We start from the raw sequence: 25,697 nt of genomic DNA, 5'->3' as shown, positions 1-25,697 counted from the left end.
ACTAATGTTTCTTTTGTTTTTTAATTTCATCAGCTATTTGATATCCTGTTGCCGTAGGTCCCGCTTCTTTATCACCGCCCTCTTCCATTACACGGGCATTTTCTACTGTGGTATGATCAATTTCATGACCGAACACAACAGCTAACATTTCATCCATGTTTAAATCCTTTAACTTATCGTTTTTTATCGTTCCAGAAGAAATATCACTCATTACTGCCTCAATGTTAGCAACATTTATTTTAATACTAGCACTATTAATCTTAATATTAACAACTTCTGTTTTACCCGTTTCCATGTCATATTCCGACTCAGAATCATAATTACTAACGGTAAGGCCCATCTGATATCCTCCATTATCTTTTTTTGCTTTCGACGATAAGTCAATCTCTACTGTTATAGGTGCCGAAGAATTAACTAATTTATCAAACTGCTTTCTACCGGTTTCTGTAGTCTGTAAGGCATTCCCTAACCTCTTGTCATTTCTGGTTGCGTCTGCAGTATATCCTCCTTTGCCATCATTCAATGATGTGTCGTATACCAATTTACCACTGGTATTATACCATCCTCCTTTTACAGGATCGTCATTACTAGGCTCATTTGGCTCCATCCCCGTAGGATCAATCAAATTAATTGGATTATTAAAACAATACGCATACGGGCTAATCCCGGGATATTTATCTGCCAATGGGTCCACACTTATAAATATACTCAATTTAGGGTCATAATAACGTGCACCGTAATAATAATTACCCGTTTCTTCATCAAGTTCCTTACCGTTATATTTAAACGGAGAGTTGTTAGAGTTTAAGTGTTCATCCACAAGCGTTTCTCCAAACGGCAGGTACTCCATGTGCTGACACACCACGCCCGAACTATTTGTTATGTAACTACTGCTACCCAAATGGTCCGGATGGAAATAGTAGCTGTTAAGCAGGCTTTGGTCGTGTGCGCCATAAGTCATGGTTGGCTCCTGCTGTACAGCCGGTATGGCAGGCGGCGTAACCCCAAAACTATTGTGTATTGCCACAACGGTAGCGGTAGCTTCCTGCTGAGTAACGGTACTTGGCGTACGCATAAGGCTGGTGCCTACTGTAGCCATCTGGCCCATCTTGCTGTTTACAAGTGTTTGCGGATAATCACCAAATTTAGCCAGGGTGCCCGTTTTGGCACTTACACGCTCACTGCCTATATAATAATGTTTAGTGTATACTAACGTATTATCTGCTGCACCTCCCTCTTTGCGCATACGGGCAGCCTTGCCCATAATCAGTCCACTTGGGTATATCATTACGTTGTCTTTTCGTGCCTGCCCCACTTCGGTAGCATTGCTTGACACGTCTATACGGTCATAATTATAGCGTATAGTGCGTGCACCGCCTGCATCATATGTATATATGGCTATAGGGTGTGCCGTAGGGTCATCCGGTTTCAGGTTCACAGCTTTAAGGCGGTTAGCTTCATCCCAAATGTTTTTGCGCAGGCTGGTTTCCACTTCGCCCAGCACTTCTTTTACTTCAGTCTGGTTACCATTGGCATCATACAAAATTTTCTTTTGCTTAATGCGTGGGTCATCCGGCGCCGGGTTGGTTACCCAACTTGGTGTTTCGGTAATAGTTCGGGGTGCATGCGGCTGCTGGTAACCATAAGGCCCCGATACAAAAGCGGCATCGCCATAACCTGCATAGTCTAATATGTAACTGGTTTTTTGTACAGGCCGCAAATCGTTAATTGTATTATCACTGTAAGCATTAACCCATCCCTGCTCCTGTAGCTGCGTTTTTTTCTTAATTGTATGGTCTGTATTATATTCCATATCCAGCGAGTAGGTAGTGCGCAGGTAAGGCGTTGTAAGGTCGTTAGCTCCTGTATAAACCCCTTCTGCATGCTCAAGGCGGTTGTAATCATCATACTCATAATGATGCCTTATAGGCCCTCCTATCCTGCCATTTGCCGGCAGGCTGTTTTGCGGGGTAGCCGTAGTTATGTCTGTTATATTAGATAAGGCATCATAAGCATAATTTTTAGTGATACCATAATTAAAGAATGCATGCGAAAGGCCATTCATCCTCCGTCTTGTATCATAAGAATAAGTAGTGGTTGTAGCACCACTGCCACTACCATGTGTAATGCTTACCCTCTCACCAAAGTCGTTATACAATATATTACTAACCACAGGCTGTGCGGCACCACCTGCAATACCGGCCATCTGGCTGTTGATGCCCTGTATAGCACCGGCCTTGTTATAAGCATAGGTTACTACTTCCTGGTCAGGATATGTAATTTCCTGAACGCGGTTCCAGCTGTCATATTTCCATTGGGTAAAGAACCAATAAGACTGGTAATCGGCCACCGCTACAGAGCGCAGGTGCTCTACCAGTTCGCCCATACGGCCATAGCTAAAGAGTTGCTTACCGGTAGCATCTTCCTGCGTAAGCAGCCTGCCTATGGCGCGCTCGTCTATAGCAAGCTGGTTACCGGGAGCACCATAGGTATATGTAACATTATTTTGCGGGTTTTGCGGGTATTCTATACGCTCCATCCTGCTGTAATTATAAAAATAATTTATTTTTTGCCCGCCCGGTAACAGGTTTGAATTGCTTTGTTCAGTCATTCGGCTAGCCTTGTCATACTTAAATGTTACCACCCCCCTGTCCGGATGATGTGTTTCCGTTTTACGCCCGGCAAGGTCATACAAATATTCTGTAGCGAACCCTTCGTTATCTATAACTTTCATAAGCTCATTAATGGCGTTATATTCAAAAGTTGTAGTTATCTCACCATTTTGTAGAGATCTACGCTGGCGTCCTCTAATATCGGTATACGTATCAAGAGTTTGCCCAAGTTCATTGGTAAGTTTTTGTGCATACATACCATTTTCTACGGCATACACCATTTGTGCGGCCTGGGTTTCACCAGGCTGTTGCACGGTTTTAGGCCTATCTTTAGCATCATATGTTGTAATAACAGGTGGCTGTAACAAACCTGCACCGGTAACATAATTACCTGCAGAAGCATCAAGTGTTGCTGCCATAGCGGTAGATGTTGTAGGGAAGCCGGTAGTATTTACAACAGGTAAATAACTTTTCAGTACCCTCCCAAAAGCGTCTTTTTCCTGGAAACCACTTACCATCCATTTGCTTGTAGCACCTGTTTGGTGTGATTTTTTTACCTGTAGTGCTTTGCCAAAGCCATCAATAAGGCTTACAGTAAGCATTTGGTTGGTCGTGGTAATGCCTGTGGCATACTCCGGGTCAAAATGGCGCGTTACTGCATAGTGCTTAGCCGTTGTAGGCGTTGCTGTACCTGGTGCAACTGCCCTGAATGCAGTTAACAGGGTTGTTGGTGTATCAGTAATATTCAGCATATAAGTACCAGGTGCTATATTAGCTGAAATAGCCGGAACACCTTTATAATCCGTTCTTATGGTCCATGCTCCACCGCTGGCCGTTTCAAGAGCCATTTCATTAGGGCCTGTAACTTCTATTACCCTCCCGCGATTATCTATACGGGTTCGCATATACTGGCTGTTTACATCTTTAACAAGTAATGGTACCCCGAAAAAATAATTATATTGTTCTATAGCTGAAGACTCTCCAAAACTGTTACTTATGGTTGCAGGGTAGGTTTTAAGAATGGTCTCATAAGCAATAGTTTTAGTATAGTAGTTAGTATTAGCGCTATTCTTATTTTCAAGGTCGCTTACCTGAGTAAGATTTCCAAAACTATCATAGGCCAGCCTTACCTTGCCATAATCTGTACTGTTAAGCTTGGTAGTAATTTCATAAAGCCCACCTGTATTAGCATAATAAGTAGCCTGCCTTTCACGCATTAGTATATTGCCTGCATTTTTATATACCGATATTTTTTGTGGGTAACCGGGGCTGTATGCTATGCCGGATATAGACGAATGATAGTCAATAACGGTTTTATAAGCATCATCTTCACCTTCGCCATTATCCCTAAACTGGGTAATATTACCCAAAGTACTATAGCTCAGGAATTCTTTTTCGGTAGTAAGCCCCTGCCCGTCTTCATAAGAGGTAGACGTAGCTTTAGCCACGGCAATAAACAACCTTGATTTGTCAAGCAGTGCATTGGCATTAGCCACAAGGTCTGCCTGAAAGTAATTGCCTTGTGCATTGGCTGCAAAATTAACAACCGGAGTATCAGGACTAAGAAGGTTATACAACGAACTTTCTGAAGAAAGCATTTGCATTGAACTATCATACAATATACTTCCTTTTTGTAATCCACTCACATAATAATTTTCATTATGGTAAGTAGTTACGGCAGTGCGGTAAACCGTGCCGTTAGCATCTTTTTCCTGTACGGTAACAGTGCCATAGCCTAAAAATTCGCGTTCCCTGCGGTCTTGTTTAGGGTTAGCATATATAACGCCTGTTTTTGTAACATCCGGCCCAAAACCGGCATTGCTGTCAGCCGTAAAACCGTCGTGAGTATCTATGCTGGTTAGCGTCCACTTGCTCTGTGGCATATCATAAGTATTGCCGTTACGGGTATAGTTTATGGTCCAGCTGCCTCCAAGTGGGGTATTAACCTTTTTAAGCAAATTAGCTTTGCCTGTCTGGTTAAGCCTTGCTGTAAGGCTGCCGTTTCCGCTACCGGTTTCCACAACGTCTACAAGGCCGTCTCCGTTAATATCCTGTAGCGTCCTGTTTGTATTGCTCAATGTAGTATTGGCACCTAAAGACGGCGTAATAACCACTTTCAAGGTAATTATAAACAACGGGATAGGGAAACCAAATGTATAAGACCCAAAAACATTGGCAGAAGTAGACACATTTCGCTCTAAATCTGAACTGTAGAATGAGAAAACCTGGCTGCTAAATCCTTCCCCTGTATTTAACCTGTAATTGTAAGCAGCAGTAGGTGAAGTACGGTAAATAAGATCCGGAAGCCCGTCTCCGTTTACATCGTTTAAAAAAGTTTCGGCATTGGCAGTACTGGTAGTTGCCCCCACCCCAAACGAAAGAGAGCTGCTAAGGCCAAGAGAGCCACCGCCACTTACGCTCACACTTGTGTTACGCCTTGTGTTGGTAAGGTAATCAGAACCATTTGTAAACCAGTTAAACGGTGCGGTAAAGCCATAGCCTGTATTAAGTTCTACCTGTATTGTAGTACCGGCTATTTTAATCTTATCAGGAAGGCCGTCTCCGTTAATATCTACCCACTGGTTAGCGTTAGACGACTCACCATTACCTGTATTGATACCCGAATTAACGTTGGTATTGGTTTTATTACCGGTTGTACGGCCACTGCTGTTATCGGTCGAATTAGGCTGTATACACGGAATAGTAACCCCTGCTGTCCAGTCTTTGCTCGAATCGCCCGAGGCAAAATTATTCGTTTCCTGTTTGGTAGAAAGTGCCCCAAGCATATCTGTATATTGTATTCTTTTTTCTGTAACAATATCCGGATAGCGGTCGCCATTAAGGTCAATATACTGGTTAAGCACTTTTGAGGTAGCTTCACTTTCGGTACCGTTAGCATAGGTTGCCCCTGCACTAACTGCCTTACCTTTTGACTCGCTGCGTTGCCTTAATCCGGGATACACCCCCGGTGTGGCAGTTGTAATGGTGGCCGGGTCTATATATACATCATACAAATTAGCCTCGCCAAAACGGCCTATTGTGGCAGCAAGTACAGTGCCTGCTGTGTTAAGCCCATACAAAGCGCCTATTACCGAAGCGTTATCATAGCTTAAAACCTCATTCTTTTCTTTATATGTAGCAAACCTTACCGGAGAATCGTCTATCTCCATATCTTCAGGATCGGTATTTTGGTATTGTTCAAGCTGGTCTTCCTGCGCCTGCATATCAAATATGGTTAGGTCTATAGGCCCTGCAAAGGTTTGCGGCGTTGAATTAGGGTCTATCTCCCCCTCATCGTCGTGCTCAAACCTAATACCACCGTTATACAAAAACTGGTTCCAGCCCCTGTGAGGCCTGCCAAACTGCCCTACAATACGCGAAAAATAAGGTTTATCAAGTTCTATATTTGCAAAAGTATAATTGGCGGCCTGTGTATCAATTAGCCCAAATTTAATATTAACATCTGCATCTGCAAGCTCTTTTTGGTCGATATAAAATGCCGAATACAGCCTGGCCGATGAACTACGCAGGGTTTGAACAAGGCCTTTGCTAAGGTTATACTGCCAGTAACTTGTATCGGTAGACAAAATAGGAGATCCTCCCTGTGTTTTTGCCAATATAATTGACCCTGTACTATTCTTATATATATATATTGTGCGCCTGTGCAGTACCGTTGTAGTAGTGCCTATTTGTTGTTTTACAAGCCAGTGCACAGGCAGGTAGCTTAAATTAGGCATAGCAGACATAGCCGATGAGAAATTCTGGTCCAGCAGGTTGTGGCTAAAAGTCATCATAGCTGTGCTACTATCGTTATTTATAGAAGGCACAGGAAACGTGTTGGCATTTATCCAATAGTCAGACTGGTATACGTTATCATCATAATTATAATAATTTACCGGTACATAAAGCGTGCCTAATGAAGTATGAGAAACCGTAGGCTTCCATTTTAGCCCTTCCCACTTAACGTTTGATGTACTTTCCACATAAGCCATTACAGAATATTTATATGTACTATTTAGGGTGGTTGAATACGTTATATTAGGGTTTGCAGGTGTAAAGACCCCTGTTAAATGGTTATAAGTTGCCTGCCAAGTAAGGGGGGTAAATTCCTGTCCGGCATCATTACTACGGCTGATTTTTATTGTAAATGTTAAATTATCTGAGAAAGACGGCACAGGATAAGAACCAAGGTTAAAATTAACGCTCAATGCGCCCGAAGCATTTAAGCTTATCCCCTCGTCATTATTTACAATATAATCCTGAAAAGAATTGTAAACCTTAAGGTTTTTAGCGTTATCATCGGTAACATTGGTATCGGTTATATTAGTTAAGCTACTGTAGGTTATAATTGGGTTCCATTCTACTTTGCCCCCAAAACCATAATTGAGGTTATGAATACGGAACATTAACTTATCGCCCTTAGCAACAGTTATATTGTTTTTATTCATACTAACAGACCCCGTTGTTGTTACAGTGTTAAATGCAATTGATTCGTTACCCAGTTCAAGAACGGCAGTACCTGTTATTTGGGTTGCGCCTGCCCTTTCAATGGTTATCCTGAACCTGTTATCAAGGCTACCCTGGGTATTTTTTGCAAGCAGCCTGGCTATACCGGTTATATTTACTACCCCGTCATAAGGTGCTTCCCACAATTTTACGTGGTCAAACTGCGGGTTTTGCTCCCTTAGCATGGCAAGGGTTTCCAGGTTAAGGTCAGGTATAAGGTCCTGAGAAATAATACCCGGGGCAATATTGTTTTCTGATTGTCCGGGGCTATTATCAAACTTGCGCTGCATTGGGTCGCCCGTTGGGCCGGTTACATTAAATTTTACCCGCCCGCCGGTTACAACATCCGGAAGCCCGTCGCCGTTAAAATCGCTAAAGTAGCTATCGGTCTCGGTTTTGGTTTTGCTCCAGCTTTTACCGGCCGAAATAGGCCCAAGGCTGGCGTCTACACCCGCGCCCACGGTTCTTGATTTGCTCTTACTTAGTTCAGAAAGGTCTACAATAGTGCTGGGGCTTCCAAAACCGGTACCGGTATTAGGGCGGTAATAGCGGCCTGAGCCGTTGCTTACCACCTTATCTGGCAGGCCGTCTCCATTTATATCAACAAAACTTATTTTGCCTTCCTGGCTGTTTTTGCTGTAATTAAACGAGCCGCCTACAGAGGTGCCAATATCCCAAACCTTAATGCCATAACCAAGGCCGGCACGAAGGCCAAAAGAAAAGCCCGATGCTGTTGAAGTACCCAATGCCGAACCTGTAGGCGAACCGCCTACAAGATTTGGCAGTAAAGACTGTACATCATCTGAAGTGCCCGAATAGGTTGTTTGGCCTGAAATAATAGAGGTATTATCCATTGGGTAATATTCCAGCGTATTGGAATAAAATAAATTGCCCTGGCTGTCAAATTCTGATATTTCTTCTATCTGGTTTTTCTGGAAAGCAGTAACCACATAGTCAAAACGGTATTTGCGTATTATGGTAGGCGTGCCGGATTGTACTAACGACACGTGTACCTCAGTAAGCAAATCATCTGTTATCTGTATAATACCATTGCGGGCATTTACGCTTACATCTGTACGGTTAAGCACATTGTTAGACTGGCCGTTTAGCGTAGTACTATATGTATTGCGTATAAATTGCACCCTGTAGAAGTTAGGCTCAGAAGCACTGCTCTTGGTATACTCAATGCTGCTTATGTAAAACTCCTGCCCGCTTATGGCAGATGTGCCTACTGCGGCGTTAGCTTTAAAGTAATTATAATCTACATAGTTACCATAGGTGTCCTGGGTTCTCCTTAAAGCCCAGTGCGTAACATTGTTGGCAGCATCTCGCATAACGGCATTAGTATCTAATGCGGTAACACCACCATAAAAGCTTTTGTTGCCCTGCTTATCTGTAATAATCCAGAAATAGTTAGACGGGCTGTTTCCTTTTCTTACAATATGCTGGTAGGCGCCTTCCTTCCGCTCATAAAATTGCCTGTCGGCAGCACCCCTTAATATACCAGAATCGCGGTTGGGGCTTGTATAAACCTCACTGCCGTTTATGGTTGTTTTTAATACCAGTTCAGAGCCGTTAAGGCTGTACATTTCTGTTTCATAACTACCGTTAAATAACGGTGCCCCCCATTTTGTATTGAGGGTAACAGCCGGGGTAGAAAGGTTCCAGCCCACACCCATCCAGCCGTTACCGGCCTCGCTGTTATAGCTTACCTGAAGCGACGGCTGCTGGCCATGCCTGCCCTGCGGAAGCTTGATAGGAAAACTTGTATTAGCCGTACCCGTACTGTTTGGCGTGGGGGGTGCAATACTTACAACACCTGTAGCCGGGTCTGACACCTTAATATCAGACATTGTAGTAGGGGCAAAACTGCTGGTTTCGGGAGAATCCGGCACCTTAATAACACCGTTAATATAATCGGTATCATTCTCATAGGTACTAACCACCACTTCATTTTTTTTAATGTCAAGGCTGTCTACAGAAAGCTGTTGCCATGTACGTTGCTCTGCATTGTAGTAAAACGTCCTGATATCCTGTGCGGTATAACCGTTAGGAATTTTATCGGGGTCATATTTTAAATGTAGTTTTGCAGGCACACTATCAGGAAAATCAAGTTTTTGTATCCTGTAGCCGGCAAAACTGCCCAATGTTACATTATCTACATCAGGATTTAATGCCTTTAAATCTTTAAAATTAAGCCCAGATACCATTACACGGCTGCCGGCAGCCAGTTTTTCATGCTCTGCCGAAATGCTAAGGTTATCATAGCTTACTGTACCGTTACTAAAATCGGCAGTACTAAACTGTACAGCCCCCGGTGCTAAAACAGAAGCCTCAAAATTATACTGGGGCGCTTCATGGCCTGTTATTATACTAATATTTTTGTGCTGTTTGCCCCGAAGGGTTGTATATGTAAGCTCAAGGTTTTTAAGGTTTAGCGGCACATTTTCAAATACCTTTTCTATAACACCTTCACAAACCTGCAGCTTTTCTCCAAGGGCTTCAACCTCTTTCACTTCGGGGTTTGTTACCGTAGCCACAAGGTACAGGTTACCCTGCCCGTTTATAGCTAACGAGCCCGGCAGCGCTATATCTGCAGCGGCAGCATCTTTAAGCTCTATCTTTAGGTTTTTTACCTGATAACGGTATTGCTCTTTAGCCCTGCGGTTAAAATAAATTTCATTTTTACCCGCCTTTATATAGCCCAAAGGCAGTACCTCTGATACTGAAGACCACTGGCCGGAAAGTGTAACCATTTTTCCGCCATATGCCGGCTGGTTATTAATACGTTTAGTGGTTTGTGCAGCACCGTTAACCCCATAAAGGTCATAAGACATTACAACCTCATAATTTGAAAGGTTTACATCTTCCGGAAGCTGGAGGGTAAAGAAGTTATCATACGGGTTTTCAACTCCCGAAAGTTCATCTGCCCCAACTATTGCATGGCCTTCCAGGGCATGGAAAACCCTGTTTACCTCAACAGGACGGTAGCTTTGATTAAAAGCACCTGTAGCTGTACCGGCCGGCGGCAGCGGCATATCCTGGTTGTTTTCTGTTGCACCGGTAAGGGTGTTAGAAGGGCTGCCGGTATTTACCCGGTTATTTTTTGCAGCCGAATATATAAATACCATTTCCTGCAATGGCTGTCCAAATAGTACCAGGTTGCTTAGCAGCGAACTGAATAGTAACTTATTGAAATATGACTTCCTGAGGAGTGCTAAATAATTTGTGGCCATATTACTTAATGATTATTTTATTGGTTAGTGTTTTTTCTCCAACTTTGGTAATTGCCAGGTAAGTACCTGATGTGGTAAGGCTTAACGGAATATTGTATTCAGATTGCCCCGATATGCCTTTTTCAAACAGCAGGGCACCGTTAGGGCTGTATATATATACCGTGCCGGAGAATACTTCAGATGAGGTTATCTCATAATAAAACGTTGCATTTACATCACTTGGGTTAGGGTATACTTTTGCCGAAATAGCCTCTGCCGGTTGCGGGTTTGCTATACGGGTGCCAATTGGCTGATTATTCCCCCCATCCCTTATTCCATACATCCTGTTTATGGCTACAGTTTCAGTAATGTAACATCCTGTTTCTAAGTTGTATATTAAAACCTGGAATTCATTGAATCCACTTGGATCCGGTGAGGGTTGCTGTGGAGTATTATACAATTCTACTAATGGGCCATTAATATTGCTTTGATAATTACCATTTACATACCATTCATAAATAACATTGGGGTTTGTAACCAGTACAGAAGCGTCAAGTGCTATAACCCCGCCACAGGTGTACGCCGGAACCGATGTGTTAGAATAAAAAGTAGACGGAAAACATATAGGAAATTCCGGTATTTGTGCTTCAAGGTCTACATCCATACCCTCAAGCATGTCTAAAATTTCAAGGCTGGTCTGGAAAACATTCCCGCTGCTATCTGTTGTAGTTACTGTATATACATCTGGCGGCAGGTTTGTAATGGTGCCACTTGTTGTACTGTGTACCTGGCTTACAGTAACCGTATTTCCGGAGGCAACAGTAGTAAAAGGTGGCACACCACCTGTTACTGTTGCTGTTATATTGCCAAAATCATCTTCACAGCCAATAGAAACATATGCCGAACCTGCAAAATTGTACCCCACTATAATGGTATCTCTTTTTTGGCACATCATGTTACCGCTGGTTACTTCCACCGTATATTCACCGGGCTCAGTAACAGTAAGAACAGGGCCGTAAAAATCTAAAAGAACACCATCTTTATACCACTTATAAGTTGCTGTGGGGTCAAGTACGTTTTGTCCTGCATTTAACGTAGCCTGCTGTTGCGAGGCATTAAAAACAATATCAGGGCCTAAGTTTACATTTATTTGCGGCACTACCACCTCTACTTCGGTTTCGGCCACATTGCCAACCGAATCCTCTACTGTTACCGTATAGGTAGATGGGGCCAGTGCCTCAAAGTTCAGTGTATTTTCATTTGTTACAAAGTTCTCGTTATAACCGTTTGTACTGGTTATATTTACTTTATATGACGGGCGCCCCCCGGTAATTACAACCGTACTCCTAACCCTGTTTGTGTCGCAGCTGTTGTCAAAACGCAGCTGTACAATCATATCCGGGCCTACACCAAAGGTAAACTGGTCATAAAACCCATCGTCAGTATCAAAAAAAACGTCTTCAAAAAAACCATACTGTAAGCCATCCATACCTGCGGCATCATAATATTCTACATACTGGCTTGTAAAATCTGAAACCGTTTGGTTTGTAGTATATTTATCATGAAGCATCCACAGCTTTAGTGTGCTGTTTGCCGTCATTGCCTGGTTTATGGCAGTCATAAGGTTAAACTTAAAATAGATGTTTATATCCTTAGCTTTTTCATTCGTGTTCTGAGACAGCCACTTTCTGTGCAGTATCCTTACATGCTGCTCATTTTCCGCCATTAATCCATCTGCCAGGCCATTGTCGCCAAAAACTATAAAGTTGTTATTTGCAATCTGTTCAATTTGTTGTTTTTCCAGATTGGTATCCATAAGTTTTCTTACAGATGCTATAAGATAATTCCTGTTGTGCACACTCTCACTCTGTAACTGGTTAAGCCCAGAAATGTTATCCCTGCCTATACCGAATATCCTGGTGCCAAACTTTGTATAATTTGCCGCATTCCAAAATACCGTGTTCTTTGCATTTCTGTAAGGGGTATTTGGCGCCAGTGTAATACCATATTTTAAAGCCAGGTACGACTCAACACGGTTTTTTTGGTTAGCCGTAAGCTCAAACGGATATGATATAAATTCAGGAAAATTCCCCATAAATGACTGTCCTTCCAGCGTTGGGGTAACAGTAGTATTAGTAAAGCTCTTCCCTATATTAAAAGCCGTTTCGCCACCAAGGCCATAGCTTTTAAACCTTTTGTCTGACTGGTAAACATTCCAGTTATAAAAGTTTATGTTTGCCTTGGTAACACTGTTAAACGCAACAGAATTGTTATTTGCATATGCGCCTTTATTAGCAAGGTCAAAACGATACCTGTTTATCCACGCAGGCAATATTATAGAAGACATATCTGTACGCCAGTTTGTTGTAAGATGCCCGTAATTTATATTGAGCTCTTTGGGCTCGCCTACAAAAAAAACATTTCTGGATGTAGTATTTTCAAGCGATGCATTGTATGTAAGGCAAAGGAGGTTAGTATTAATTGAATGATTAAAATTAAATAACCCTTCGCTGCCTAAACTTGAAGTGCAGGATGACAACCTTATATAAGGGTCTGCCAGGTTAGGAAACTGGCCCTGAGCCAGGTTAGCATAGTCTACAATATACCATGTTTCGGCTCCGGCTACACCTCCCGGAAAAAACTGCTGGGACCAGCTTAAAGAATAACAAAATGATGTAAGGAATAAAAGTAGTTTTTTTAAATTCATGAGCTTATCAGTTAAAGTAGGAGTAATAAGTGATAACCATCAAAAAAAATGGCAATACAGGGTCATCCCCTGTTTAACCAGAGGGTAGTAAAATTAGTGTACTCTGAATTTAGCGTAATACCCCCTAAAAGGTATACCCTGCTTATTCAAATTTAACCGGGTGACTTTTTAGTCAGAAAAAAATGAAGGAAATAGAGGATTCATAGTAAGGAAATGTTAAATAGTTGGTTTGTAAAAAAAACACAAGATTGGATTATCAAACATAGCTAATGTTTTAACACTATATTCAGGCGTAGTGTTAAAATTTAGTTAATAATTTTAGCAGTTTTCTTTATAACAAACTGAATTTCATTTAATAAATAAATTTTTATCTATGCTCTAAATTAACAAACTAAAACCACGTTTGCATTTTAATTAAGTTAACATACACAATCACAAAAAGCTCTTGACATGGTAAGTTATTTTATTACGTTAATATTTGTTTTGTACCATCAGGAAGCTTATCAAACACCTACTATGTAAAATCTATTATCACATAATGCCAATAAAGGAAAGAGGGGATTTGATATACAATAAAAAAGGCATAATCTTTCGACTATCCCTTACAGTGGAGTGCCGGGGTTACAGTCGAACGTTTTATATCTGTTTTGACATTTATCGAAAATATAAAATAGACTACCTGATACCGTTCGACTATAACTGTCAATTGCTCATCAAAGTGAAATGAAAATTTTCTTTGTCCGACAATAAAACTTCAATTGAAAAACAGGATTTGAATTTAGCACTTAACTCACTTTTGCCAAACTCCTGTTGGCAGTAGTTATTCTATCAATTCAGTTACTTTTACAATTGCCCTATCTTCTTTATCCAACTCAAAATATAATGATTTTAAAAACTGCTCCTTCTCTCTCGGATAATCTATTTGATAGTCTGGTGGAATACCATATACTTCATAATTTTTTCCATTTGTTCCTTCATACACTTCATTAGATAACCAATAATTCCAACCATTTGGTAGTTTTTTATTCAAAATATCCGAAAAGGCACCACTTGTGTTTGAGCCAATCTTTTTAAAATTATCAAAATTTAATGTTGCTAAGATTGTTGTTTCAGCTGCACTAACTGTATATGAACTTGTTAACACATAGATTTCCTTAGTATAACGGTTTTTAGATGGTTCTATTTTTATTGTTTGGTTACCTGCAAACCCATCTCTAAAACGTCTTTTTTTACTATAAACATTACATGGCTTGTTAATAAAATGACTTAAAAAATCAAGCCCTGTTAAATCATCGCCTCCACCGTTAAAGCGCAGGTCAATAATGCAGGCTTTAGTGTTTCTTATCTCATAAATAACAGAATCTGTAATTGAATGAATATCATCAACTTGTTCCATACTGTTTAGTTGAATATAGCCTATGTCGTTACCTATTAAACCATAATAAATCTGACCATCATTGTACGTTTTTACGTTTTTTAAATATTTTTTTAAAATTTTACGTTGCGTAAGTGTTTTGTAATCAATTGTGTCAATTTTTTTATTTAGATTATGCCATTGCACATCAAATTCATCAGGAACTTCAAAGTCTGAATGAGCGTCTTTTAGTTCAAGAACCATTTTTTCTAATAATAAATAGAATTCGAAAGGTTCTGTTTTGTCGGTGAATTTTGATTTATATTTTTTCTTGATTAAATCCCAATTAATATTTCGTTCTTTGAAAAATACATATTGCTCATTAAATGTGTTCCAGAGTGTTTCAAAGTTGTAAGTGTTGTTATTTTTTTGATTTTCGGTCAAATCTGTACATAGTTGTGGTTTCTCTTTTAACTTCATATACGTATATACCGTGAATCCTTCTTTATTTGTGAAAGATCCATCATCATTCAACGTAATTGTAGGTGTTTGATTATTGAAATATTCTCTTGAAATTTTCCAATTAGGATAGCAATTGAAATTACTGCTGTAATATGATATAACCAAAGAATCATTAATTTCTATGATTTCTCCTTCTCCTTGTTGTTCCCAATAACCATTTAAGTCAGCTTTAGTCAGTTTTTCTTTTTTAGAACTTTTACAACAAATAGCTGTAATGCTAATGATTATTACAAATATTGCTTTCTTAAACATAAAATTATTTAAATAATTTTTGATTGTTAAACTGTGATTTTGAACTATGTGAAATTACCGTAAGCTTATGTATACCTATTACTTTATAGCAAACATCTATTTTTTACAGATGTATATACGCTACTTGATCAGCCACAAAATTTCAAAATATTACACAAAGAAAATCAATGTAATTAGCTTTTTGATTGATTGAAATGTATTTTTTGAAAAAGTAAAAAATTAAGCTAAGAATTTATAAAGTATATTAAAAAACAAAGCCATTGGAATCCAATGGCTTTGTTTTTCTTTCTGTGGGCTGTCAGGGATCACAGTCGAACACTTAATAGCAATTTTTGCGTTTTTCAAAAACATAAAATGATGCATATGGTAACTTTCCGCGACTTCATGAAGTGGAACTTTTTAACTGCATATTTTCACTAAACTGTAATTTCATCCGAAAGGAAAATATAATTTTACCACTTTTTTAGCCATTTCTTGAAACCGCTGTTGGCGGTGATTTTTCTTATACTAAATAAAGTTTTATCTTAGAACTTATTGATTGTAAATTTGAAAGATATGATTCCATAACATTAAAATGTTTCTCAGTAATTGATTCCATATCAATGTGAGCATTGTTTACTTGATTCCCAATGTCATTAATTTCAATAGCGTTTAAATCTTCTGGCACATACTCAAAAGCTATACTAATTAATGGAACAACGAACTTAGCATTTAGTTTTGCCCTATCTTTTAGTCCGTTGTTATCAATAATTGACGTATCGTTGGAAGTATTCAAAATCAATTCAGTATATCTCTGCATAAATTTATCGTCATCGGCAAATTTCCATTTCTTTACACCTTGATCAATTATAATCGATTCTGCTCTAACATTACAAATTGAAAAATACTTTGTATAAAGAAGTTGGCGGTATAAATAAAATTTACTTTCATGATAATTATATTTTTTCAAGTATGTTCTAACTTCATCTCTTAATGACTCTCTGAAATCATAAAGTGTATATAGTGATATCATTAAATTATTTATTTTTTCAATGGCTTCAACATTATTAAAACCCGCATTTTTATACAAATATTTGACATTTACAAATTGAAGGAAATCAACTTGAATAGCTGAATTAAATATTAATTTAAAATCTTTATTGTCAATATAACTTTGTAAATCAACAATTTGTTTTTCAATTGCACGGTCTAATTCAATAAGACTATTTTTGAATAAATGAACTTCTGAATTTTGAATATCTAAATCTTCTGTATTTTTATCTGTTTTTTCTTTTTTATAGATTCTTTCAGCCAGGTAGAATGCAAGAAATATACTCGCTGCACTAATAATTAATGAACTCAGTAGAGAAAACCAGTCAAACCAATTGGGAGTTGTTTGACTAAATTCTCCGAATTGAAAATTAAAGAATGAATTCATAATTTCTTTTAAGCATCTAAGTTCATTAAATTACCGCCTACTAACGAAAAGCCCCTATTGGTATACCCGTTACTTTTTAGCGCATTTTTACCTCTTGATAGATGTATATGCGCTACTTGATCAAGCACAAAGTTTAAAATATTACACAAAGAAAAGCAATATGAGTGGCTTTTTTTGGCAAATTGTTTTTTTTTATAATTAAGCTAAATAATTTGTGAAGTAAATTATTAAAATAAAGCCATAGGAATCCAATGGCTTTATTTGTCTTTCTGAGGGCTGTTAGGTGGTGCAGTAGAACACTTAATTATAATTTTGATGTTTTTTGAAACTCTAAAATAAGTATAATTATAAAAATGAAAATGACATTAGATTCTAATGGCGTTATTTGTTTTTGTGGGGAGTTGGTGGAATCTCAGTCGACCTAATCTCTATCATTAGCTTTTTTGAACGCCTTAAAATTATGTGGCTTATACACAGTAGTAATTGAAAAGGCCATAAAGTCAAGTTCTTTTGGTTTATCTCACATGAACATTCGCAAAATGCCAATTTTGGATTGTTCAGCTTGATACGCGATGCACAGGGTGAGGATCACGAGGAAGAACAGTAGGCATAATTTTTTTAATCAAGCAAATGAATCTAATTTTTCCTTTCTTTTCTCCCAATCAGGCATCATCAAAGTGAGTAAATCAAAAAAATCCTGATTATGGTGTTTATGAACCGTATGACACAATTCATGCATAATGACATACTCAATGCACCTTTTAGGAGTGTGAATTAATTTAGGATTGAAGATAAGTTTATTTTTAATGGTACAACTTCCCCATCGGGTGGGCATATCCTGAAAATAAATGTGATTCGGAGCCTTGAAGCGTTCTGAAAATTTTTTAATGATAGGTTTTGCTATTTCGCTTATTTTACTGTGAGCTCTTTGTTTTAACCACCCATCGAAAAGCATTTGTGCTTTTTCCTTATTTTTTACTGTAATTAAAAACAGATTTCCTTTATAGGTAACCTCTTCCTTGTCAGATTTTTCAACAATTAATTTATACTGCCTTCCTAAATATAAAATAGAATACCCGGATTTAATTTCATAGGAGATTTCCGTTGCATCAAAATTCAAGAAATAAGACTGTTGTTTGCATATCCAGTGGGCTTTCTTTAAAAGTAATTCTTTAATTTTTTCCAGCGATATTTCTAATGGAGCTACTACAAAGACAGAAGTGTCTGGCAATATTTTAATACCAATCGTTTTGCGATTAGAGTATTGTAATTCAAATTCTATCTCTTGTTTTCCGTATTGAATGCTTTCTTTCATTATCTGTTTGCGATGGCAATATCAATTAATTTTTTTGTTAATTCATCTGCCTTAGCGATAGAAACATCAAAGACATCCATTAAATAATCTCCAAAATCTAATTCAATTTTATTGATAATATCAGTGCGTTTATGCCAGTCTACAACTTCAAATTCTGAAACAATTTCATCAAACATTTTTGTGATTTCTACTTCTTTATCGATTAAATCACTTTCTTGTTTTAGCAGTTGAAAAACAGCAATATTTCTACTTTTTTCTTTAATATCATCTGGGATATCATCTGAAAAACCTTTTGCAGCTTGTTCTTTATAATCAGTCAACCTTCTTAATGCTTCAATTTCTGACAGGCGATTGGCACGCATTTCTGCAATTGTTTCGCTGATTAGTTCAGATAGTTTTTTGAATAACGCAGGATTAGAATCAATATTGATAGATAAATATTTTGAAGTTGCAGCTGCAATCTTTTCAGCCTTAGCTCTTGGTCCTACCAATTTTTCAACTTCCTCGGCAAAGGCTTCTGTATCTAAAATATTCAAAGGTTCTACTAAACGAATGATTTCCTCTGTAATAACGTGTTGATCGAGCAATTTCTGTAATTGCTTTTCGTATTGTGTAAAACTGATTTTATCCAGATAGATCGAATTTGCTGCGACACGAATACCTGCAAATTTTTTAAGATCGTCTTTATACTGCTTAATTTCTTGCTCAGGTGTTTGGTTATGAAAGTCAATAGAAGACAATGCTACCTTCAGTATTCTGGCAAAAACATTAAATTTATTATAGAAATCATCTCTTATGAACTGGTCAGACAAAAAGACTATATATTCATCAATATTCTGCTTATTGCTAATGGTTTTGAAAATATTCAACAGATCGGTATGAGCCCAAGATAATTTATTTATTTCTTCAGAAATATCCGTTAAAGAACCTGCCAGGTCTTTTGGATCAAAAGAATTATCATCTCCAGAATAATTCTCCAAAGCTTGCTGAAGCTCTTCCATTATACCTGCATAATCAATAATGTATCCATAATCCTTGCCCGGGAAAACTCTGTTTACTCTGGCAATTGCTTGTAGCAATGTATGTTCCCGTAACTTACGACATAAATACATCACAATCGTCTGAGGTACATCAAACCCGGTAAGAAGCTTATCAATAACAATCAGTAATTCAATATTTTCACCTTTTTCGTATTGTTGTATGATATCTTCATCTATCCGCTGGCCGTATTTAGTTTTTAATAACTCATAATATTGAGTGACTTCGGGCGATTCAGAGCTGTGTACGTCTTCATTATTTTCTCTTGTATCGGGAGTCGACATTACCACTTCCGTTTTTACTTTCCCGATAAGGTCAAATGCTTTCTTGTATTTAACGGCAGTTAATTTGTCTGGACAAACCACCATTCCTCTGAAACCTGAATGTATTCCAGTTTTATCTTTTCCCCAGTTTGACTGAAAATGTTTGCTGATATCAAAAGCAATTTGGTCAATATTTTGTTCCGTTTTGGTAATTAACCCTGCCCGGCTCATTTTCTGTTTCAAATCAGCTTTGTGATATTCTGCCAAATCTTCCATCACCATATCCACACTTTTATCAAGTACTTTTCGGTTTACATCCTGTACCGCCAGTCTTCCTTCATATAAAATAGGAACAATAGCACCATCTTCAACCGCTTCTGAGATGGGGTAAGTATCTATTATCCCTCCAAATTTATTCGCAGTGTTCTTTTGTTTTTTCATCAACGGCGTTCCTGTAAACACTATGAAACAAGCATTAGGCAATACTTTTTCCATATTCACATTAAAAATACCATGCTGTGTTCGATGTGCTTCGTCAATCAAAACAAAAATGTTGTGACTGGTTAATTGATTATCTGATAAACTTTTGACGGCTGCATCAAACTTATTGATAATAGTAGTAATCACAAAATCACCATTTCCTTTTAGTAAGCTTACCAGCTGTTTACCAGATGCAGCATTGATGACATCTACTTCTACTTTTTGTAATGTTTTTGTGATCTGTCCGTCTAAATCAATTCTATCTGTTACTAAAATAATCTGAGGATTATTTATGGTGTCTTGAATTTTACGAGCAAGCATTGCCATTGTTAAAGATTTTCCACTGCCTTGTGTATGCCAGATAACACCACCTTTTCTTTTACCGTTCCGAATAGGTTTTATCCGTTCAATGATTTTGTTGATGGAAAAGAACTGCTGAAAGCGGGCAATTTTTTTGACAACACCAGCTTCAAACAGAATAAAGTCCTTAACAATGGTTAATAAACGCTCAGGACTTAGAAGTCCTTGAATAAAAATATCCTGTTGGGTAGGTGCTACATATTGTTGATACTTTTCTTGGTATGCAATATGGTCTGATTTAGTTCTGATATCTGGATTTGAGAAAAGTTTTGCTTCTATATCCTTTGATAAAGCCGTATTTACTAATCTATCTAAACTGTCAATAAACTGTGTTTCCTTTTCTTTCCACATCGCCCAAAACTCTTCTTTCGTGTTTGTAGTGGCATATTTAGTTTCTAACAGAGACGTTGCTAATAATACCTGACTATACACATACAAATTTTGAATACCATTTTCTTGTTGATTCCTGATATGCTGGGAGATAGCCTGTTTTATTGGTTCTTTAATTGTGGGACTTTTACATTCCATAACAGCTAATGGAATACCATTGACAAATAAAACAATATCAGGTCGGTACGTATCTTTTCGTCCTGTACGTAATACCGAGAATTCTTCCGATACGTGGAAATAATTGTTAGTCGGATTTTCCCAATCAATATATTGAATTGTATGACTTTTTTTGTCACCATTAATAGATTGTTCTAAAGCATGTCCAAATACCAACAAATTGTAGATTTGATTACAAACTTGTACCAATCCCTCAGAAAGCGGTATATCCTGAAGTTTCTGGATAGCTTTTTCAATATTTGCTGGTTCAAACTTCGTTTTCTTAATTCCGATTTTAATATCATTGATATGCATCAAACGTTCCCGGAGGATATCGGTTAAAATCACATTACTTTCTCTATTTTCACGAAGCTGTAAGGCTTCGCTGGGGGATAAGTAATCATACCCCAGATTAATAAGTAGTTTGAGCGCAGGAATTTGTGATATATTATCTTCGGTGAATGCCATGGTATGGATTTAGGGATGCTACTTTACTGTTCTACAAAGAAATCTTCGTCTAAATGTTTTATTTCATAAGTTGCTTTTATTTGTACACCAACATTATATTCGTGCATTAAATCAACCAATTTATTACCATCTATCAAGATGATTTTGTGATGTGCGTTTTTAGCCTTTTCCTCTGCACCTTTATCAAATAAAGAGGTTGTCACAAAAACACCTTTGTTAGTGTCACCACTCATTGCCCCAATAAAATTTCTGATGTCTTTTTCACGGACTTTATTTTCTGTAAATCTTTTTGCCTGAATATAAATCTTATCCAAGCCGAGTTTATCTTCATTGATGACTCCGTCAATTCCTCCGTCAGAAGATTTTGTAGTTTCAATAAAATCTCCATACCCCATCTTCTTTAACAAAATCAAAATAACTTTTTCAAAATAATAGGGATCTATTTCTTTCAACTTTTCAAGAAGTTCGTTCTTGGTTTCCCTCTCAATTTGATTAAAGCCTTCATCAATTAAATCCTGGGGAGAAGCATTCGATATTTTCTTTATTTCTGTTGATTTTTTATCATTTTCTGTTTGATAAAAATCCATTAAAGAACTTTCCTGCTCTAAGCTATTTAAACTTAAATGTGTTTTCTGAGCAATTCCTTTTTCCGTAATTTGTACATTTCCTCTTGAAGGGTAATGAATATACCCACCTTTTTTAAGATAAGATTTTCCCCAAGCAATTCTATTATTGATTAAGTTCTCTCCAGATTTTGTCGTTTCTTCAAGAAGTTCTTTGGGTAAATGAACGTAATACTTTTCAATCACCCTATTTTGCATCACCCTTGTATGAATTACTTCTCCGTTTGATAAAATCTCCAGAATCGGATTAAAGGTTTCATGAAATTTAGGCAGTTCTTGATGCATTTATAAATTAGAAATTATGAGTTATGATACTAACTTTCGTACTGAACAAATATAGTAAAAATGCACTCATAACTCATAATTAGCAACTCTTAACTACCTTAATGCCTTAAACATCTGCTCAATGGCTTTCTTCTTTTGTTCCATATTAGGATGAACATAGAGATTTAAAGTGGTGCTGATGTTAGAATGCCCTAAAAGTACACTCACAGTCTTGTAATCACAATTACTTTCGATACATCTTGTGGCGAAGCTATGCCTTAGACCGTGAAATTTTATTTCCGGCATTTTGAGTTCTTTCATTAAGTTTTTATAGTAACTGCGGTATGTTCGGGGTTCTGTAGGTTTAGCATCGTTTGTCAAAACAAAAAATGATGGATTGACGATTTTTTTAAATGGTTTCAATATCCTCAATAAATCCTTACTGATTGGAATTTCCCGAATGGAGTTTTTGGTTTTTGGCGTATCTAAAATCAGTTCCGTTCTACGGGTTCCTTCTTCAATCACATAAATACGTTGAATCGTGCGATTAACACTGATAACACCGTTATCTGTATCTATATCCTGCCATGTTAATGCACACACTTCTCCAATACGCATACCTGCACTCAAGCAGATATAAACTCCTAAGTTTCTAAATGTAAAATGTTCCTGTATATAGCTCATTATTTTTTTCTGATCTGCTCGGCTTAATACTTCAATATTGTGTTTTTCACGCTCTGTAGGAAACTGTATGTCAAAAGGAGTATAATCCAACCATTTATGTTTTGCACCAAATTTGAGAATCATCTTCAGCACAATCAGTATATCTTTAATTGTCTTATGGCTCAAGCCTGATTCCAATTTCTGGAAAACAAAGTTTTGTACATCAGTCTCTTCAATAATAAATTGATCACCAAAAACAGGTTGTAAATGATTTTCAATCAGAAGTGTATAAGCTGAAAAGCTTGATTTCTTGACATACTGCTTCTTGTCTGCTTTCCAAAGTGTGATCACTTCTGAAATTCGTTTTTTATTCATTTTGCTTAAATTTTAAATTAATCTCAAAGGAAAGTAATTAAGGTTTTTTAACATTGAGGATATGAATTAGTCAATGTTCCCCCTTTGAGATTTCCGGGCTTTGAAGGGGAATGGGAAGTGAAAAAGTTGGGGGAGATTGCTGATAAAGTCAATAGTGGAAAGACTCCTTTAGGAGGTGAAACCGTTTACACAAAGGAAGGTATAATTTTTATACGGAGTCAAAATGTAAACAACGACAGGTTAGAATTAGATAATTCTGTATTTATTCCAGAATCTGTAAATAACCAAATGAAAAACAGCATTGTTAAACCAAATGATATACTTCTTAATATAACAGGTGCTTCATTGGGGCGAAGCTGTGTTGTGTTTAATGATTTTAAAATTGCAAATGTTAATCAACATGTCTGCATTATAAGATTAAGTCAACAATATAATCCAAGATTTATTCAACCTATATTTTCATCAAATAAAGGTCAAATTATTTTCAATAATTTACAAACGGGAAGCGGTCGTGAAGGTCTAAATTTTGAAAGTATCAAGGGTATAAAATTATTTACACCTATCTCGGATGAACAACAAAAAATCGCATCTTTTTTATCACTCATTGACGAAAGAATCCAAACCCAAAACAAAATAATTGAAGAACTAGAGTCCTTAATTAAAGGGCTAAGTGAAAAGCTGTTTTCTCAAAAAAATAGATTTATAGAATTTACAGGGGATTGGGAAGTAAAACGATTAGGAGATATTTTTTATTCAGAAAAAGGGAAAGGTCTTTCAAAAGATAAACTTACTCCAAACGGGAAATATGAATGTGTGTTATATGGAGAATTATACACAAAATATAAAGAAGTGATTTGTAATGTTGTCAGTAAAACAAATGAAGAAGATGGATTGAAATCTCAAATAGGTGATTTGCTAATACCAAGTTCAACCACTACAACAGGTATTGATTTAGCAAATGTGACGGCTATTGATAAAGAAAATGTTTTATTAGGGGGAGATATTACTGTTCTGCGTAGCAAAGAAAAAATAAATAATATCTTTTATGCCTACTATTTGTCAAATTATAAAAAGGAAGAAATAGCTAGTTACACACAAGGGAGTACTATTGTACATCTTTACTATAATCATATGAAAAATATGACTATTGATTTTCCCTCATTTGAAGAACAAACTAAAATCGCTCGATTCTTTTCGTCGATTGACATAAAAATTGAAACTGAGAGAAAAATTTTGGAGGAATACCAGTCTCAAAAACAATATTTATTACAGAACCTATTTATATAAATAGGTTCTGTAATAAATGCTTTTTCTGCATCTCATATTTTTGTAATAAAGTCTTTTCAATATTTATTTTCTCATCAATTGATGATAGTAATTGTTCTATATTACGCTGTTCATCAATTGATGGGCAAAAAATTAATGATTCTCCATAATCTTTGAAATAAATATGAGGAATACCGGATCCAACTTTGTATTTTTCAAAGTTAAAGAACTTTAGACTAAAAAAAATATACTTTAGATTGGTATCTGATTTCGCAATAAGATAGTTTAAGGTTCCGATAACGGAGAGTTTTCCTATCCCAAATTGAATCTTCCCAACTCCAGCTCCATCCTTTATGATTAAGATTGAATCATTATCAATTTTATAACTATCAATAAACGAAATAATTCCGTTTGCCCCATACTGGATATACCAATTAAATTGACCCCCTCTCGCCAGAGCAAATTGACCCCTTAGAGTTATTGACAAAAAAAGCGTACAAGTTGTAGTTTGTGTCAGGCTTTAAAAACGGTAGTTTTTAGTCCTGGTTATTCACTAATATTTTTACAAAAATACACTATCTGATTTAGATTTTCTTCTCCTTAACGATTCCCCGTAAAGTTCGAGCCTTAAAGAGTGGTGTACGATGCGGTCCAGTACAGCGTCAGCTATGGTTTTCTCACCGATTATATCATACCATTGCTTTACCGGTATCTGCGATGTAAGCATCGTAGAACGCTTTTGGTGGCGGTCTTCTATAATGTCCAGCAGTATAAGCCTTGACTGCGGGTCGAAGGGCTGCAGGCCAAAATCATCAAGTATAAGCAGGTCTATGCGTTCGATACGTTTAAGTTCAGCCAGCAGTGTCCCTTTGGCTTTGGCCAGTTTAAGCTGCCCCATAAACTTGGCGGTATTGACATAGAGTACCTTAAAGCCATCCTGGCAGGCCTGGTAGCCCAGCGCTGTTGCCAGGTAACTTTTCCCTGTCCCGGTGGAACCGGTAATAAATATATCCTTATGTTCCTTTATAAAATCGAGCCCGGCCAGCCTGTGGAACTGGTTTTTGTCCAGCCCCCTATCAATAGCATAGTCTACCTCTTCCAGTGAGGCTTTGTAACGGAAGCCTGCTGATTTAATAGCCCGTTCTATATTCCGGTTACGGCGGTCGTCCCATTCGCTGGCGATTAAAAAGGCAACGAACTGGTCGGGTGTAAGCGATTCTTTTATGGAGGTTTCCAGGTTGGTTTTAAAGGCATCATACATGCCGTATAAGCGCAGCTGGCGCATCTTGTCTAGTGTTTCGTTATTCATGGTCTTTATTGTTTTAATGGTAGTGATTATTGGTAATATTCCTTTCCGCGGATGTTGCTGTGCGGCGGTATTTCAGTGAGCTCCTGTTCGGGTTGTAACTGGTCAAGGCGCTTGCGCAGTATCTCCTCAATAACAGGATAAT

11 protein-coding genes are annotated in these 25,697 nt (G+C 37.6%); 1 reads left to right on the top strand and 10 read right to left on the bottom strand.

Annotation, left to right across the window (positions count from 1 at the left end; genetic code table 11):
- Window position 1 precedes the first annotated feature (1 nt).
- From AM279_RS21015 to AM279_RS17160, 8 genes are all read right to left on the bottom strand, one after another.
- Window positions 2–10,354, bottom strand: a complete 10,353-nt coding sequence (locus AM279_RS21015; RefSeq protein WP_082344258.1) for an RHS repeat-associated core domain-containing protein — start codon at window positions 10,352–10,354, stop codon at window positions 2–4.
- 1 nt (window position 10,355) lies between these two features.
- Entirely contained in the window at window positions 10,356–13,040 is a 2,685-nt protein-coding gene (locus AM279_RS17190) for a T9SS type A sorting domain-containing protein (RefSeq protein WP_054409285.1), read from the bottom strand.
- A gap of 820 nt (window positions 13,041–13,860) precedes the next feature.
- Complete coding sequence (locus tag AM279_RS17185; RefSeq protein WP_054409284.1) at window positions 13,861–15,168, bottom strand: S41 family peptidase; 1,308 nt, start codon at window positions 15,166–15,168, stop codon at window positions 13,861–13,863.
- A gap of 502 nt (window positions 15,169–15,670) precedes the next feature.
- Complete coding sequence (locus AM279_RS17180; protein WP_054409283.1) at window positions 15,671–16,585, bottom strand: hypothetical protein; 915 nt, start codon at window positions 16,583–16,585, stop codon at window positions 15,671–15,673.
- Window positions 16,586–17,207: 622 nt separating this feature from the next.
- Window positions 17,208–17,900, bottom strand: coding sequence for a M48 family metallopeptidase (locus tag AM279_RS17175; protein WP_054409282.1), 693 nt, complete (start codon window positions 17,898–17,900; stop codon window positions 17,208–17,210).
- Window positions 17,900–21,055: a type I restriction endonuclease subunit R gene (locus AM279_RS17170; protein WP_054409281.1), complete on the bottom strand. Its 3,156-nt coding sequence runs from the start codon at window positions 21,053–21,055 to the stop codon at window positions 17,900–17,902. The genes AM279_RS17175 and AM279_RS17170 overlap by 1 nt, the downstream gene beginning before the upstream one ends.
- A 23-nt stretch (window positions 21,056–21,078) precedes the next feature.
- The gene (locus AM279_RS17165; RefSeq protein ID WP_054409280.1) at window positions 21,079–21,963 is read right to left on the bottom strand and encodes a restriction endonuclease; all 885 of its coding nucleotides are present in this window, start codon (window positions 21,961–21,963) and stop codon (window positions 21,079–21,081) included.
- Window positions 21,964–22,056: 93 nt separating this feature from the next.
- Window positions 22,057–22,980, bottom strand: a complete 924-nt coding sequence (locus AM279_RS17160; protein WP_054409279.1) for a tyrosine-type recombinase/integrase — start codon at window positions 22,978–22,980, stop codon at window positions 22,057–22,059.
- Between the two features lie 84 nt (window positions 22,981–23,064).
- On the opposite strand from AM279_RS17160, the gene AM279_RS17155 reads away from it, so the two are divergent.
- The gene (locus tag AM279_RS17155; protein WP_054409278.1) at window positions 23,065–24,267 is read left to right on the top strand and encodes a restriction endonuclease subunit S; all 1,203 of its coding nucleotides are present in this window, start codon (window positions 23,065–23,067) and stop codon (window positions 24,265–24,267) included.
- Here AM279_RS17155 and AM279_RS17150 read toward each other — a convergent pair.
- Together AM279_RS17150 and istB are read right to left on the bottom strand one after the other, a co-directional pair.
- Window positions 24,260–24,733 (bottom strand): restriction endonuclease subunit S, encoded by a 474-nt coding sequence (locus tag AM279_RS17150; protein ID WP_054409277.1) that lies wholly within the window; start codon window positions 24,731–24,733, stop codon window positions 24,260–24,262. The two genes, AM279_RS17155 and AM279_RS17150, sit on opposite strands and share 8 nt — an antisense overlap.
- Window positions 24,734–24,808: 75 nt before the next feature.
- A complete protein-coding gene (gene istB / locus AM279_RS17145; RefSeq protein WP_054405553.1) occupies window positions 24,809–25,555 on the bottom strand; it encodes an IS21-like element helper ATPase IstB in 747 nt (248 codons plus the stop codon).
- Between the last annotated feature and the right edge of the window lie 142 nt (window positions 25,556–25,697).

This window comes from Flavobacterium akiainvivens (assembly GCF_001278115.1).
In the GTDB taxonomy this organism is placed as follows: Bacteria; Bacteroidota; Bacteroidia; order Flavobacteriales; family Flavobacteriaceae; genus Flavobacterium; species Flavobacterium akiainvivens.
The sequence above is the reverse complement of the archived record's forward strand: the minus strand, read 5'-3'. Positions and strand labels throughout refer to the sequence as shown.